General features: G+C 67.2%; 13 protein-coding genes. 4 read left to right on the top strand and 9 right to left on the bottom strand.

Going from position 1 to position 13,082, the window contains the following annotated elements; all coding sequences use genetic code 11:
• Window positions 1-9: 9 nt before the first annotated feature.
• Both NSQ78_RS19965 and NSQ78_RS19960 read right to left on the bottom strand, forming a co-directional pair.
• Window positions 10-1,065 carry a PDDEXK nuclease domain-containing protein gene (locus tag NSQ78_RS19965; protein WP_064239398.1) on the bottom strand — a complete coding sequence of 352 codons (1,056 nt, stop codon included), beginning with the start codon at window positions 1,063-1,065 and terminating at the stop codon, window positions 10-12.
• Between the two features lie 376 nt (window positions 1,066-1,441).
• Window positions 1,442-1,936 (bottom strand): MarR family winged helix-turn-helix transcriptional regulator, encoded by a 495-nt coding sequence (locus NSQ78_RS19960; protein ID WP_053461595.1) that lies wholly within the window; start codon window positions 1,934-1,936, stop codon window positions 1,442-1,444.
• A 129-nt stretch (window positions 1,937-2,065) separates the two neighbouring features.
• Between NSQ78_RS19960 and hppD the strand changes: the two genes are divergently transcribed.
• Together hppD and hmgA are read left to right on the top strand one after the other, a co-directional pair.
• Window positions 2,066-3,178 (top strand): 4-hydroxyphenylpyruvate dioxygenase, encoded by a 1,113-nt coding sequence (gene hppD / locus NSQ78_RS19955; protein WP_176422034.1) that lies wholly within the window; start codon window positions 2,066-2,068, stop codon window positions 3,176-3,178.
• Between the two features lie 85 nt (window positions 3,179-3,263).
• Window positions 3,264-4,562 (top strand): homogentisate 1,2-dioxygenase, encoded by a 1,299-nt coding sequence (gene hmgA, locus NSQ78_RS19950; RefSeq protein WP_049468044.1) that lies wholly within the window; start codon window positions 3,264-3,266, stop codon window positions 4,560-4,562.
• 84 nt (window positions 4,563-4,646) lie between these two features.
• On the opposite strand, the gene NSQ78_RS19945 is transcribed toward hmgA, so the two are convergent.
• The gene (locus NSQ78_RS19945; protein WP_064239397.1) at window positions 4,647-5,210 is read right to left on the bottom strand and encodes a hypothetical protein; all 564 of its coding nucleotides are present in this window, start codon (window positions 5,208-5,210) and stop codon (window positions 4,647-4,649) included.
• Window positions 5,211-5,335: 125 nt separating this feature from the next.
• Between NSQ78_RS19945 and NSQ78_RS19940 the strand changes: the two genes are divergently transcribed.
• Together NSQ78_RS19940 and NSQ78_RS19935 are read left to right on the top strand one after the other, a co-directional pair.
• The gene (locus NSQ78_RS19940; protein WP_064239396.1) at window positions 5,336-5,992 is read left to right on the top strand and encodes a hypothetical protein; all 657 of its coding nucleotides are present in this window, start codon (window positions 5,336-5,338) and stop codon (window positions 5,990-5,992) included.
• Window positions 5,993-6,065: 73 nt separating this feature from the next.
• The gene (locus NSQ78_RS19935) at window positions 6,066-7,025 is read left to right on the top strand and encodes a sodium:calcium antiporter (protein ID WP_064239395.1); all 960 of its coding nucleotides are present in this window, start codon (window positions 6,066-6,068) and stop codon (window positions 7,023-7,025) included.
• Between the two features lie 74 nt (window positions 7,026-7,099).
• Here the strand turns inward: NSQ78_RS19935 and NSQ78_RS19930 are convergent, their stop codons facing one another.
• From NSQ78_RS19930 to NSQ78_RS19905, 6 genes are read right to left on the bottom strand one after another with little or no spacing between them, the layout of a single operon-like run.
• Window positions 7,100-7,489 carry a Na+/H+ antiporter subunit G gene (locus NSQ78_RS19930; RefSeq protein ID WP_049468036.1) on the bottom strand — a complete coding sequence of 130 codons (390 nt, stop codon included), beginning with the start codon at window positions 7,487-7,489 and terminating at the stop codon, window positions 7,100-7,102.
• Complete coding sequence (locus NSQ78_RS19925; protein ID WP_005411334.1) at window positions 7,486-7,770, bottom strand: K+/H+ antiporter subunit F; 285 nt, start codon at window positions 7,768-7,770, stop codon at window positions 7,486-7,488. The genes NSQ78_RS19930 and NSQ78_RS19925 overlap by 4 nt, the downstream gene beginning before the upstream one ends.
• Window positions 7,767-8,273: a Na+/H+ antiporter subunit E gene (locus NSQ78_RS19920; protein ID WP_049468035.1), complete on the bottom strand. Its 507-nt coding sequence runs from the start codon at window positions 8,271-8,273 to the stop codon at window positions 7,767-7,769. The genes NSQ78_RS19925 and NSQ78_RS19920 overlap by 4 nt, the downstream gene beginning before the upstream one ends.
• On the bottom strand, window positions 8,270-9,805 hold the full coding sequence (locus tag NSQ78_RS19915) for a monovalent cation/H+ antiporter subunit D (RefSeq protein WP_064239394.1): 1,536 nt from the start codon (window positions 9,803-9,805) through the stop codon (window positions 8,270-8,272). The genes NSQ78_RS19920 and NSQ78_RS19915 overlap by 4 nt, the downstream gene beginning before the upstream one ends.
• Window positions 9,802-10,194 carry a Na+/H+ antiporter subunit C gene (locus tag NSQ78_RS19910; RefSeq protein ID WP_049468031.1) on the bottom strand — a complete coding sequence of 131 codons (393 nt, stop codon included), beginning with the start codon at window positions 10,192-10,194 and terminating at the stop codon, window positions 9,802-9,804. Before NSQ78_RS19910 ends, NSQ78_RS19915 begins: the two co-directional genes overlap by 4 nt.
• On the bottom strand, window positions 10,194-13,022 hold the full coding sequence (locus NSQ78_RS19905; protein ID WP_064239393.1) for a monovalent cation/H+ antiporter subunit A: 2,829 nt from the start codon (window positions 13,020-13,022) through the stop codon (window positions 10,194-10,196). Before NSQ78_RS19905 ends, NSQ78_RS19910 begins: the two co-directional genes overlap by 1 nt.
• Window positions 13,023-13,082 lie beyond the last annotated feature (60 nt).

Here is a 13,082-nt window from a genome sequence, read left to right as displayed (position 1 = left end):
GGCGTGGATCTACGGGAGGCCGGGCGCCGCGGTCTGCAGCTGTTGCCGCGCCCGCTCCATGGCAGTCTGTAATCTTCGCTTCAGGACCTCACGGGAGGGCAGCGTGGTCAGGTACTCCGCAACATGGATGCCTGAGCGATCCAGCTCCAGCAGTTCAATCTGGCCCGCCTTCTTCCCTGTACAGAGGATGATGCCCAACGGCGCCTGCTCGCCGTCCTCACGTTCGTAGCGGTCCAGCCAGCGCAGATAGAGTTCCATTTGTCCCTTGTAGGCCGGCTTGAACTCGCCGATCTTCAACTCGATGGCAATGAGTCTTCGCAGGCGCCGGTTGTAGAACAGCAGGTCCAGGTGGAAGTCATCGCAGTCGATCTGGATGCGCTTCTGGCGGGCGACGAAACTGAAGCCGGTACCAAGTTCAAGCAGGAAGCCCTGCATCTCGCGAAGGATCGCGGTTTCAAGGTCCTGCTCGTCCCAGCTGTCCTTGAGGCCAAGAAAGTCCAGTACGTAGGGATCACGCAGTACCAGCCCTGGAGACAGCTGCTGGTTGCCGCGCAGTGCCGCCAACTCTTCGGCGATGGTCTGCTCTGGCTGGCTGGAGAGTGCCGTGCGCTCATACAGCATCGAATCGATGCGCTGGCGCAGCGTGCGTACACTCCAGCCCTCGGTGGCGGCCATCTGGGCATAGAAATCGCGCTTGAGTGGATCCGCCAGTGGGATCAGCGCGATGAAATGGGTCCAGCTCAATTGTCGTATCAGCGATACGACAATCTGCTCGTCTGCAAATGCGATGGAGAACTGCACCATCCGGCGCAGGCTCTTCTCACCGAAGGACGTGCCGAACTCGGCAGACAGCGCCTTGGCGATCCGGGTGAAGAGAGCCTCGCCGTAACGCGCACGCTGCCCCGCCATCTGGTCAACATGGATGCGACGACCGATTCGCCAGTACAGCAGCGTCAACTCGGCGTTGATGGACCTGTGCATCCTGCTGCGCGCTGCGCGGATCAGCTCTCTGAGATCGGCCAGCAAATCCTGGCCATGCGGCGACGTTGAACGCGAGTCATCCATGACGGGGCCGTTCGATGTGGATGGCCGGGCTGATGCCCGTTGAACGCGTACCGTCCGGCCGCACGCACCGACAGTCCAATAAGAGAACTCATTGGATCAGCCCGTTTCGATACACCAGCTTCGCGGAAACGGGTCGTATCGGGCCAATGCGGAAATGCCGACGGGCGAGGGCGACACTTCATGACGGATTCCGCGGGAAGTGAATGCGTGCAATGTCATCGCTTGTGGTCGGCCCACAGCCCGTACAAGAGCGGGTCCCGGCGGATCAAAGGGGGGCGGACGACAATCGCCCAGCCACTGTTCCGCTGCCGGCCAGGGTCGGCACCCGCGCCCTGGTGCCCAAAGCGACTTAATCCCCTCCGTCCCCTTTTTTCTTTCAGACCCCTTGGCCCATCCGCTCCAGGCCTTCGCCGGCCAGGCGCAGTATCAGCTTCTCCAGCACCTGCTCTTCCTCCTCGCTCAGCACCGACATCAGCTTGCGGGTGATCTCGATCACCATCGGTGCGATGGTCTCGTAGACCTCGAAGCCGGCCGCCGACAGCGCCAGCACCGAGCGGCGGCGGTCGTCGCCGTGGGTCTCGCGCTTGATGAAGCCGCGCTCCAGCAGGCGGGCCACGGCGCGGCTGACCGCCACCTTGTCCATTGCCGTGCGGTCGGAGACCTCGCTGGCCGAGGAACCCGGGTACAGCGCCAGGATGGTGATGACCCGCCATTCGGGAATCGCCAGACCGTAACGATCGCCGTATAGCTTGGCGATGTTGCCGCTGACCCGGTTGGACAGCACGCTCAGCCGGTAGGGCAGGAACTGTTCCAGGTCGAGCAGGACGTGCGAGGCACGCAGGCGGGTCGAGGCGGGATCGGCGGGGCTCATGTTGCGGTGCACCTTGCTGGTGGTTTCAAGTGTAACTATAAGGGGTGGGTCCAGACCCTGCATTCTCGCCGGGTCCCAACCTGCCCGCACCTGGTTTGTACCGATGCGGTACCGATTCGGAGCCACGCCATGAATACCGCAGTCCCGACCGCCTCGCATCCCAACCCCGGCATGCAGGTCACCACCTTCGAGAACCCGATGGGCATCGACGGCTTCGAGTTCGTCGAATTCGCCGCCCCCGCCGGCCGAGGCCAGGAGCTGCACGCGTACTTCCGGAAGATGGGCTTCAGCGCGGTGCTCAAGCACAAGCAGCGTCCGATTACCGTCTATCGCCAGGGCGACGTCAACTTCCTGGTCAATGAAGACCCCGATTCGTTCGCCGCCGACTTCGCCGAAAAGCACGGCCCCTGTGCCTGTGGCTTCGCCATCCGCTTCAAGAAGCCGGGCCAGGAGGTCTACCAGACCGCCCTGGGCAACGGCGCCGAAGCCATCGCCTTCAAGCCGGACAGCAAGGCGGTCAGCGCACCGGTCATCAAGGGCATCGGCGACTGCATGCTGTACCTGGTCGACCGCTATGGCGCGGCCGGCAGCATCTACGACGGCGACTACGAGCCGATCGCCGGTGCCGACCTGCACCCGTTCGGCTTCGGCCTGACCTTCATCGACCACCTGACCCACAACCTGTATTTCGGCAACATGCAGCAGTGGTCGGACTACTACGAACGCCTGTTCAACTTCCGCGAGATCCGCTACTTCGACATCAAGGGCCTGAAGACCGGCCTGGTGTCCAAGGCGATGACCGCGCCGGACGGCATCGTGCGCATCCCGCTGAACGAATCGTCCGACCCGAAGAGCCAGATCAACGAGTACCTGGACGCATACAAGGGCGAGGGCATCCAGCACATCGCCTGCTTCACCGAGAACATCTACGAGACCGTCGAAGCGATGCGCGCGCAGGGCGTGGATTTCCTCGACACGCCGGAAACCTACTTCGATGTGATCGACCAGCGCGTGCCGAACCACGGTGAAGACGTGGCGCGCCTGGCCAAGAACAAGATCCTGATCGATGCCGATCCGGAAACCCACCAGCGCAAGCTGCTGCAGATCTTCACCCAGAACTGCATCGGCCCGATCTTCTTCGAGATCATCCAGCGCAAGGGCAACGAAGGCTTCGGCGAAGGCAACTTCACCGCGCTGTTCGAGAGCATCGAGCGCGACCAGATCCGCCGCGGCGTGCTGTAAGGTCTGCAGGCACTGCCGGCTTCCCGCCGGCAGTGCCTGTCCGAATGCTTGTGCCGGCCGCTGGCCGGCCATTTCTGGAGCCCCCATGTCCCCCGCCATCACCGCCCGTGGCTACCAGTCCGGTTTCGGCAACGAGTTCGCCACCGAGGCCATCGCCGGCGCGCTGCCGGTCGGGCAGAACTCACCGCAGAAGGTGGCCCACGGCCTGTACGCCGAACAGCTGACCGGCACCGCCTTCACCGCGCCGCGCGGAAGCAACCGCCGCAGCTGGCTGTACCGGATCCGTCCGGCGGTAACCCATGGCGAGTTCACCCCGTTCGCGCAGTCGCAACTGCAGTGCGATTTCGGCGCACAGCCGGCTTCGCCGAACCAGCTGCGCTGGAGCCCGCTGCCGCTGCCGGAACTGCCGACCGACTTCGTCGAGGGCCTGTACACCATGGGCGGCAACGGCTCGCCCGACGCGCATGCCGGTGTAGGCATCCATCTCTACGCTGCCAACCGCGACATGGTCGGCCGTTACTTCTACAACGCCGATGGCGAGATGCTGATCGTGCCGCAGCTGGGCGCGCTGCGCCTGCTGACCGAACTGGGCGTGATCGAGATCGAGCCGCAGCAGATCGCGGTGATCCCGCGCGGCGTGCGCTTCCGCGTTGAACTGCCCGATGGGCCGAGCCGCGGCTACCTCTGCGAGAACTACGGTGCGCTGCTGAAGCTGCCCGACCTTGGCCCGATCGGTTCCAATGGCCTGGCCAACCCGCGCGACTTCGAAACCCCGCACGCCGCGTTCGAGGATGTGGATGGCGATTTCGAGCTGATCGCCAAGTTCGAGGGCCGCCTGTGGCGTGCGCCGATCGACCATTCTCCACTGGACGTGGTGGCCTGGCACGGCAATTACGCGCCGTACCGCTACGACCTGCGCCGCTTCAACACCATCGGCTCGATCAGCTACGACCACCCGGATCCGTCGATCTTCCTGGTGCTGCATTCGCCCAGCGACACGCCGGGAACCAGCAACATGGACTTTGCGATCTTCCCGCCGCGCTGGCTGGTGGCGCAGAACACGTTCCGCCCGCCGTGGTTCCACCGCAACATCGCCAGCGAGTTCATGGGCCTGGTGCACGGTGCCTACGATGCCAAGGCCGAAGGCTTCGTGCCGGGCGGGGCATCGCTGCACAACTGCATGAGCGGCCACGGCCCGGACGCACCGACCTTCGACAAGGCGTCCAATGCGGATCTGTCGAAGGCCGATGTGATCAAGGACACCATGGCCTTCATGTTCGAAACCCGCGCGGTGATCCGCCCGACCGCACAGGCGCTGGCCGCCGGTCACCGCCAGGGCGATTACCAGCAGTGCTGGAACGGCCTGCGCAACAACTTCCGCTGACCCGAAAAAGGGGACGGAGGGGATTAAGCCGCAATCAGCACACGTGTGCCTGAAACGACTTAATCCCCTCCGTCCCCTTTTTCTTCAGGCGACCTCGGCGAACGCGTCGCAATGCTCCAGCGGCAGCGCTTCCAGCAGGCGTTGCCGCACGCGCTGGCAATAGCCTTCCGAGGCCAGCCCGGGCAGCGTCCGCATCGCAGACTGCAGTACCTGCAGCACATCGCTCTCGGCCCGGGCCTGTTGCAGTTCGCGGAACAGGGCCGCTGCCTGTGGGTGGCGCTGCATCTCCAGGATCCCCAGCACGTAGATGCGCGCGGCCACCAGTGAGCGGCGGCGTTCGCTGCCGGTTGCGGGTGCAGCCGGTGCCGCAGCCGGTGCCGCAGCCGGCGTGGCGGGCGCCGGTGCTGCCGTGGCTGCCGTGGCTGCGGGTGGTGGCGGTGCGGTTGTGGCGGCGGTCCCGGTGCTCAGGTAACCGGCCTGCACCAGCTGGATGACCATGGCCGCCGCGTCCTGGCCGATCAGGCCGGTCAGGTCGGCCAGGGTGCGCTGGCCGTCGCACAGGATCAACAACCGGCGCTGGCGCATGTCCAGCGGCGCGCGATGGGCCTGCAGCGCGGTTCGGGCGAGATCGGTCTTGCGCGGTTGCATGGAAGGGACAGCCAAGTCGGTGCACGCCGAGCCTGAACGAAGGCGATGAAACGGCGATGACAATGCAGCGCCTGCACGCGCGCTGCGCTAGCGTGCAGCTACCTTCGTGCCAGGGAACCGCACCGATGAAGCACCTCCCGATTGCTGGTCTGTTGCTCCTTTCGCTTGCCGCCTGCAGTGGTGGCCCCGACAAGCAGGGCGCCGCCGGCAGCGGCAGCGACACCCCGGCAGAAACCGCCTCGGCGACCGGGCCGGCCCAGTCGACCGATCCCGACCTGGCGGCCCGCCCGGCGAACGATCTCCGCAAGGACAGCCCGGCGCGCCTGGATGGCTTCGGCGGCGCCGCGCTGGGCGCCGGCATCGCCGAGGTCCGCAGCGGCTTCGGCACGCCGCTGCAGGGACTGGGCAGCGACGCCAGTGGCAAGCCCTTGCCGGCCGACGACAGCAACGACGGCTGCTACTTCCTGCGTCCGCAGGGCGCCGAAGACCCTCGCCTGATGATCGAGGCACGCAAGCTGGTGCGCTACGACGTGCGCAGCGCGGCGATCATCGCTCCGGGCGGCGGCAAGGTCGGCATGACCCTGGGCGAGCTGCAGGTGCTGTACCCCGAGCGCGCGGACGTCGGTCCTGACAAGTACGACGAGAAGGCGCAGCACCTGCGCGTGCGGCCGGCGCAGGAGGGCGGGGCGGTCATCGACTTCGCGCTCGGCGCTGATGGACGGGTCAGTGCCTGGCGCGTCGGCAAGACCCCGCAGGTCGATTACGCCGAAGGCTGTGGCTGATCCTTGATCCACCGCCCAGCCATGCGCTCGGGCCACGCGTAGAATCGCGCCACCACTGCTGGGGGAGTGCTCGATGATCGCCATTGCCATTGCCTGGTTCCTGCTTGGCCTGCTGCTGCTGGCCCTGGGCGGGGACTCCATCGTCAAGGCCGTGTCCGGCCTGGCCCAGCGTTTCGGGGCCAGCCCGTTCACCGCCGGATTGCTGCTGCTCGGGGTGGCCACCTCGTTGCCGGAACTGGCGGTCAACGCACGGGCGCTGGCGGTGGGCCAGCCAGAGCTGGCGCTGGGCAATGCGGTCGGCAGCAGCATCGTCAACCTGGGCCTGACCCTGGCCGTGGCCGCCATCGCCGCGCCCCTGCTGCTGCGCGCGCGCCTGCAGACCGTGCTGTGGTGGTCGCTGCTGGTGGCCGGCGTGCTGTTGGTCCTGTTCGGGCTGGATGGCCGCCTGGTGCGCTGGGAGGGCGGCGTGCTGGTGGCGGGCTTCATCGTCATGCAGGTGCTGCTGCTGCGCCGCGGCCGCAGCGAGAGCGAGGAGGTGCAGGCCACCATCGCCGAGTCCGCCCTGAGCCGCACCAGCCTGCCGTTGAACGTGCTGCGGGTGCTGATCGCTGCGCTGACCCTCTACTGGGGCGCACGACTGGTGGTCGGAGCCGCCGCCGATTTCGCGGTCGCACTGGGCTGGACGCCGCTGCTGGTCGGCCTGCTGCCGGTAGCGATCGGCACCGCGCTGCCGGAAGTGGCCGCGGCGATCGCCGCCGCCCGTCGCGGCCACGGCGACATGGTGCTCGGCCACGTGCTGGGCTCCAGCGTGGTCAACCTGCTGCTGGTGGTCGGCGCGATGGCGCTGTTGCAGCCGTTGGCGTTGCCGGCCTCGTTCGTGCGCCTGGAACTTCCGGCGCTGCTGGCCTTCGCGCTGGTGCTGTACCCGATGCTGCGCGGCGACCTGAAGATCAGCCGCAGCGAAGGCGGCATCCTGCTGGCCGCATTCGTCGGCTGGTTCGTGCTGGAACTGCTGCTGGTAGGCGCGGCATGAGGTAGTGCCGGCCGCTGGCCAGCAACCTCATCGCCTCTGACGGACCCCTTGCCACTTCCGGCCAGCGGCCGGCACTACCGGTTCTGCGGGGTGTCTTCTTCCCGCGCCGGTTCCGGCGGCGGCAGCTGCTCTTCGGCGGCACGCTCGTTGCCGGGCAGGCTGGGGCGGGTCTCCATCAGCAGCGACAGCGCGGCCTTGGCCATCATGTGCGCGCTGATCGGTGCGGTGATGAACAGGAACACGGTAATCAGCAGTTCGCGCGGTTGCGGGTCCTGGCCGAGGAAGATGTGGTAGCACACCGAGCACACCAGCACGCAGCCCACGCCCAGCGTGCTGGCCTTGGTCGGCGCGTGCAGGCGCTTGAAGAAGGTGGACAGCTTCACCAGGCCCAATGCGCCGACCAGGATGAAGAAGCAGCCGAACAGCAGCAGGATCGACAGGCCGATCTGGATCGCGGTGATCATTCGACGATGTCCCGGCGCAGCACGAACTTGCTCAGCACCACGGTGCTGCCGAAGCCGAGCATGGCGATGATCAGCGCCGCCTCGAAATAGATCGGCGAGTTGAGGTACATGCCGAACAGCATCAGCTCGGCGATCGCGGTCACCGACAAGGTGTCCAGGGCGAGAATGCGGTCGGGCACGGTCGGCCCGCGCAGCAGGCGCCAGGTGGCCAGCAGCATGGCCAGGCCGACCACGTGCATGCACACCACCAGGGTGGTCTGGATGACTTCAAAACCGGTCATGGGAAGATCTCCATCAACGGCGCCTCGTAACGGCGCTTGATCGTATCGATCAGGTCCTGGGGGTCCTCCAGGTGCAGCACGTGCACCAGCAGGAACCTGCGGTCGTCGCTGAGCGCGGCCGACACCGTGCCCGGGGTCAGGGTGATCATGCTGGTCAGCGCGGCGATGCCGTGGATGTTGGCGATGTCCAGCGGCAGCCAGATGAAACCCGGGTGGATGTTCTTTTCCGGGCCCAGCACCTGCAGGGCGACGCGGATGTTGGACATCAGGATGTCCCACAGGGTCACGCACACCAGCTTGGGCAGCGGCCGCAGCGTACCGATGCGCGCGAACTCGCGGTCCAGGCGCGCGGCGAACAGCGGCACCACCACGCCCAGCAGAAGCCCCAGCACGATCTGGCCGAGGGTGAAGCTGTCGGACATCAGCAGCCAGAACGCCACCACCATGATGCTGAGCATCGGCGAGGGGATCAGGCGGCGGAACAGGGAGCGCTGGGCAGTCATGGCTGGCGGATCTCCGGCGTGGTCGCGCGCAGCTGCTGCACGTACTCGCTGGGTTGCAGCAGCTGTGCGGCGGTGGCGTCGGTGTAGCGCATCAACGGTGCAGCGGCCAGGGTCATCCCGATGCCGTAGGCCAGCAACAGGCAGGCGGCGTAGAGCTCCACCCGGCGCAGGGGAGCCTTGCGCGGCTTCGGTGCCTCCGGGTCGACCGGCGGCACGCGCCAGAACAGGCGAATGCCGCCGCGGGTCAGGCCCATGATCACCAGCAGGCTGCTGACCAGCACGGCGGTCCAGACCGGCCCGGTGTACTGCGCCGGCATGCCGGCCAGCAGCGCGGCCTTGGCCAGGAAGCCGGACAGTGGCGGCAGGCCGGCCACCGACACTGCCCCGATCAGGAACAGCACCGCTGGGGTTTCCTTGCCCGGCATCGGCGCCACCACTTCCTTGCGGTCGCTGGCACCGCCGCGACGACGGCGGATCAGGTCGGCGATCAGGAACAGCGCGGCGGCGACGAAGCTGCTGTGCGGCAGGTAGTACAGGCCCGCCGAGAGTACCTGCGGCGTGCCCACCGAGAAGGCGATGAACAGCGTGGCCGCCGACACGATCACCAGGTACGAGATCAGGACGCGCAGGCGGGTCGCGGCCAGTGCACCCAGGCCACCGAGCACCAGCGTCGCCACGCCGGCCCACAGCAGCCAGTCGCGGCCATAGCCGGCCACCGCGCCTGCGTCATCGCCGAACCACAGCATCTGGATGCGCAGCACCGAGTACAGGCCGACCTTGGTCATGATCGCAAACAGCGCGGCGACCGCCGCCGGCGCGCGCGAATAGGCTTCCGGCAGCCACAGGTAGAGCGGCATCAGCGCGGCCTTGGCGCAGAACACCAGCAGCAACAGGCCCATCGTCGCCTTCACCAGCGTCAGCTGTGCCGGCGGTACCTGCGCGATGCGCTGCGACAGCTCGGCCATGTTCAGCGAACCCAGGGTGGCGTACAGCAGGCCCAGCGCGATCAGGAACAGGGTCGAGGCGGTGACGTTGAACACCACGTAGTGCAGGCCGATGCGCATGCGCAGGCCACGACCGCCGCTGAGCAGCAGGCCGTAGGAGGCGATCAGCATCACCTCGAAGAACACGAACAGGTTGAAGATGTCGCCGGTCAGGAACGCCCCGTTGAGGCCGACCAGCTGGAACTGGAACAACGCGTGGAAGTGCGGGGCGCGGCGGTCCCAGCCGGAACAGGCATGCAGCAGGCAGGGGATGGCCAGCAGCAGGGTGGTCAGCAGCATCCAGGCCGACAGCCGGTCGGCCACCAGTGCGATGCCCAGCCGCGACGGCCAGTCGCCGAGCAGGTAGACGTTGATCTCGCCGCCGGCGGTGGTGGCAAACAGCAGGCCCACCGCCAGCGCCAGCGCCGACAGCGCGCTCCAGGCCACCGCGCGCTGCACCCGGGGGCCATAGCGGCGGTGTTCGACGAACAGCGACAGTGCGGCACCCAGCAGCGGAATCAGGATCGGCAGGATCACCAGATGGTTCATGCGCGGTCCTCGCCCTGGCGCGGCGGCGCGCGTTCATCCTGCAGGTCGTCGTCCGGCTCGTGGGCGTCCACATGGTCGCTATGGTTGTCGCTGCGGCTGCGCATGGCCAGCACGATGCTCACCGCGGTCATCGCGAAGGCGATCACGATCGCGGTCAGCACCAGCGCCTGCGGCAGCGGGTCGGTGTAGTTGCCGAGGTGGCTGTCCACGCCTTCCTGCAGCACCGGCGCCTTGCCCAGCACCACCCGGCCACCGGCGAAGATCAGCAGGTTGGTCGCATAGGACAGGAAGGTCATGCCGAGGATCACATCGAAGCTGCGCGCACGCAGCAGCAGGTAGATGCCGATGGCGGTCAGCACGCCGATCGCGGTGGCCAGGGCCAGTTCCATCAGTGCATCTCCCCGGTGCGTGCCGAACGGCGTTGCAAGTCGATCTCGCCCTTGCGGGCAGTGCGGGTACGCGACGGCTTGATCGTGCCCATCATCGACAGCATCAGCATGGCGCCGCCGAACACCACCAGGTAGACGCCGATGTCAAAACCAATCGCACTGGCCAGCGGCACCTCGCCGATCAGCGGCAGGTGCAGGTCGAGATGGCCGCTGGTCAGGAACGGCACGCCGAACAGCATCGAGGCGCTGCCGCTGAGCAGGGCGATCAGCAGGCCCATGCCGATGCAACGGATGTAGTCGAAGCCGAAGCGCGACTCCACCGACGCGGTGCCCTGGATCACGTACTGGATCAGCAGCGGCACCGCCAGCACCAAGCCGGCGATGAAGCCACCGCCCGGTGCGTTGTGGCCGCGCAGGAACAGGAAGATCGACACGGTCAGGGTCAGCGGGAACATGATCTGGGCCAGGTCGGCCGGCACCGGCAGCTTGATCGGCGGGCCGGGCATGATCTGCTCCGGTGCCATCCGCGTACGCCGCAGCAGCGCATGCACCACCAGCGCGGCGATGCCGAACACGGTGATCTCGCCGAAGGTATCGAAGCCGCGGAAGTCCACCAGGATCACGTTGACCACGTTCTGGCCGTAGGCCTCGGGCAGCGCACGGGCGAGCAGCTCGCCGGCCATGGTGTTCGGCGGCAGGGTCATCGCGGAGTAGGCCAGCGCGCCAAGCCCGGCACCGGCGATGATCGCGATCACCGCATCGCGGCGCTTGCGCCAGCGCGGCCGCTCCGGCCCGGACTGCGCCGGCAGGTAGTTCATGCCCAGCAGCATCAGCACCAGCGTCACCATCTCCACCAGCAGCTGGGTCAGGGCCAGGTCGGGCGCGGACAGGAACACGAAGGTCAGCGCCACCATCAGGCCGACGCCGCCGACCAGCAGCACCGCCAGCAGGCGCTGCTTGTAGATGCGCAGGGTAGCCACCGCGCAGGCCATCATCACCAGCCACAGCGCCCAGCCCAGCAGCGGGATCGGCTGTGGCCTGGTCCAGTCCGGCGAGGCGGGGTTGGCCACGAACGGCGCGGCGGCGGCCACGATCGCCACCAGCACCAGGCCCAGCAGCATGCGCTGCAGGCTGCCGTTGGCGATGCCGTTGGTCAGCCGCATGGCCAGTGCGGAGATCGCGTCCAGCTGCGCATGGAACACATTGCGGCCAGTGCTGACGTTGGTCACGGCGTGCAGGTTGATCAGCTTGCGCAGGCCGAAGTACAGGGCCACGCCGCCGACCACGCCGATCGCGCTCATCGCCAGCGGCAGGTTGAAGCCGTGCCATACCGCCAGGCTGTACTCGGGCATGGCGTCGCCGAGGATCGAGGCCGCAGCGGCGTGCAGCACCGGCGCTACGGTCAGTGCCGGCGCCACGCCCACCGCGACGCAGATCACCACCAGCAGTTCCACCGGCACCTTCATCCAGCGCGGCGGTTCGTGGGGCACGCGGTCCAGGTCGTGCGGGCCGGGGCCGAAGAAGGTGTCGTGCACGAAGCGCAGGCTGTACGCCACCCCGAATACGCCAGCCAGCAACGCAGCGATCGACACCGCCGTGCGCATGATTCCCGGGCCCCCGGCCGTGATCGCTTCGGCGAACAGCATTTCCTTCGACAGGAAGCCATTGAGCAGGGGGATGCCAGCCATCGCCAGCGAGGCGATGATCGCCAGCGCGCTGGTGAACGGCATCAGCCTGCGCAGCCCGCCCAGCTTGCGCATGTCGCGGGTACCGGTCTCGTGGTCGATGATGCCGGCCGCCATGAACAGCGAGGCCTTGAAGGTGGCGTGATTGAGGATATGGAACACGCCGGCCACTACCGCCATCGGCGTGGACAGGCCGAACAGCAGGGTGATCAGGCCCAGGTGCGAGATCGTCGAATAGGCCAGCAGGCCCTTCAGGTCGTGCTGGAAGATCGCGTTCCAGGCACCGATCAGCAGCGTGAGCGCGCCGATGCCGCTGACCGTGTAGAAGAACAGGTCGCTGCCGGCCAGCACCGGGTGCAGGCGCGCCAGCAGGAAGACGCCGGCCTTCACCATGGTGGCCGAGTGCAGGTAGGCCGAGACCGGGGTCGGCGCGGCCATCGCGTGTGGCAGCCAGAAGTGGAACGGGAACTGCGCGCTCTTGGTGAAGATGCCGGCCAGCACCAGCAACAGTGCGTACGGATAGAGTGCGCTGGCGCGGATCTGCTCGCCAGCGGCCAGCACCACGTCCAGGTCGAAGCTGCCGACGATGCGGCCGATCAGCAGCACGCCACCGAGCAGGGCCAGGCCGCCGCCGCCGGTGATCACCAGCGCCATGCGTGCGCCTTCGCGCGCGTCCTGGCGGTGCGACCAGAAGCCGATCAGCAGGAACGAGCTGATGCTGGTCATTTCCCAGAAGATCATCATCAGCAGCAGGTTGCCCGACAGCACCATGCCCAGCATGGCACCCATGAACAGCAGCAGGTAGCAGTAGAAGCGGTGCGCGTTGTCCTGCTGGCTCAAGTAGTAGCGTGCGTATAGCACCACCAGCGCGCCGATGCCCAGCACCAGCCCGGCGAACATCCAGGCCAACCCGTCCAGGCGCAGCGTGAAGTCCAGGCCGATCTGCGGCAGCCACGGCACCAGCGTGCGGACCACCTGGCCGTCGAGCACCGACGGGGTCAGCCAGCCGAGGATGGCCAGCCCGCCCAACGGCGCCAGTGCCGCCAGCCAGGCAGCAGTGGAGCGCGAACTACGGGGGAAGGCCGCAACGGCCGCTGCCATCAGGAACGGCAGGGCCAGCAGCAGGGGCAGGCTGGGGAGCATGCAGGGAATCCATGATTCACGAGCAGGTCAGGGAGGATAACAGGCTGCGAAATGTCGCCG

The organism is Stenotrophomonas sp. FSL W7-1447, from assembly GCF_037966425.1.
GTDB lineage: Bacteria > Pseudomonadota > Gammaproteobacteria > Xanthomonadales > Xanthomonadaceae > Stenotrophomonas > Stenotrophomonas pavanii.
Note: the sequence above shows the minus strand (reverse complement) of the source record. Positions and strands in the feature narration are given on the sequence as shown.

What these genes read in the sequence shown, in the direction of transcription:
- NSQ78_RS19965 (WP_064239398.1), bottom strand. Translation starts at nt 1,065, where the DNA reads ATGGATGACTCGCGTTCAACGTCGCCGCATGGCCAGGATTTGCTGGCC.
- NSQ78_RS19960 (WP_053461595.1), bottom strand. Translation starts at nt 1,936, where the DNA reads ATGAGCCCCGCCGATCCCGCCTCGACCCGCCTGCGTGCCTCGCACGTC.
- hppD (WP_176422034.1), top strand. Translation starts at nt 2,066, where the DNA reads ATGAATACCGCAGTCCCGACCGCCTCGCATCCCAACCCCGGCATGCAG.
- hmgA (WP_049468044.1), top strand. Translation starts at nt 3,264, where the DNA reads ATGTCCCCCGCCATCACCGCCCGTGGCTACCAGTCCGGTTTCGGCAAC.
- NSQ78_RS19945 (WP_064239397.1), bottom strand. Translation starts at nt 5,210, where the DNA reads ATGCAACCGCGCAAGACCGATCTCGCCCGAACCGCGCTGCAGGCCCAT.
- NSQ78_RS19940 (WP_064239396.1), top strand. Translation starts at nt 5,336, where the DNA reads ATGAAGCACCTCCCGATTGCTGGTCTGTTGCTCCTTTCGCTTGCCGCC.
- NSQ78_RS19935 (WP_064239395.1), top strand. Translation starts at nt 6,066, where the DNA reads ATGATCGCCATTGCCATTGCCTGGTTCCTGCTTGGCCTGCTGCTGCTG.
- NSQ78_RS19930 (WP_049468036.1), bottom strand. Translation starts at nt 7,489, where the DNA reads ATGATCACCGCGATCCAGATCGGCCTGTCGATCCTGCTGCTGTTCGGC.
- NSQ78_RS19925 (WP_005411334.1), bottom strand. Translation starts at nt 7,770, where the DNA reads ATGACCGGTTTTGAAGTCATCCAGACCACCCTGGTGGTGTGCATGCAC.
- NSQ78_RS19920 (WP_049468035.1), bottom strand. Translation starts at nt 8,273, where the DNA reads ATGACTGCCCAGCGCTCCCTGTTCCGCCGCCTGATCCCCTCGCCGATG.
- NSQ78_RS19915 (WP_064239394.1), bottom strand. Translation starts at nt 9,805, where the DNA reads ATGAACCATCTGGTGATCCTGCCGATCCTGATTCCGCTGCTGGGTGCC.
- NSQ78_RS19910 (WP_049468031.1), bottom strand. Translation starts at nt 10,194, where the DNA reads ATGGAACTGGCCCTGGCCACCGCGATCGGCGTGCTGACCGCCATCGGC.
- NSQ78_RS19905 (WP_064239393.1), bottom strand. Translation starts at nt 13,022, where the DNA reads ATGCTCCCCAGCCTGCCCCTGCTGCTGGCCCTGCCGTTCCTGATGGCA.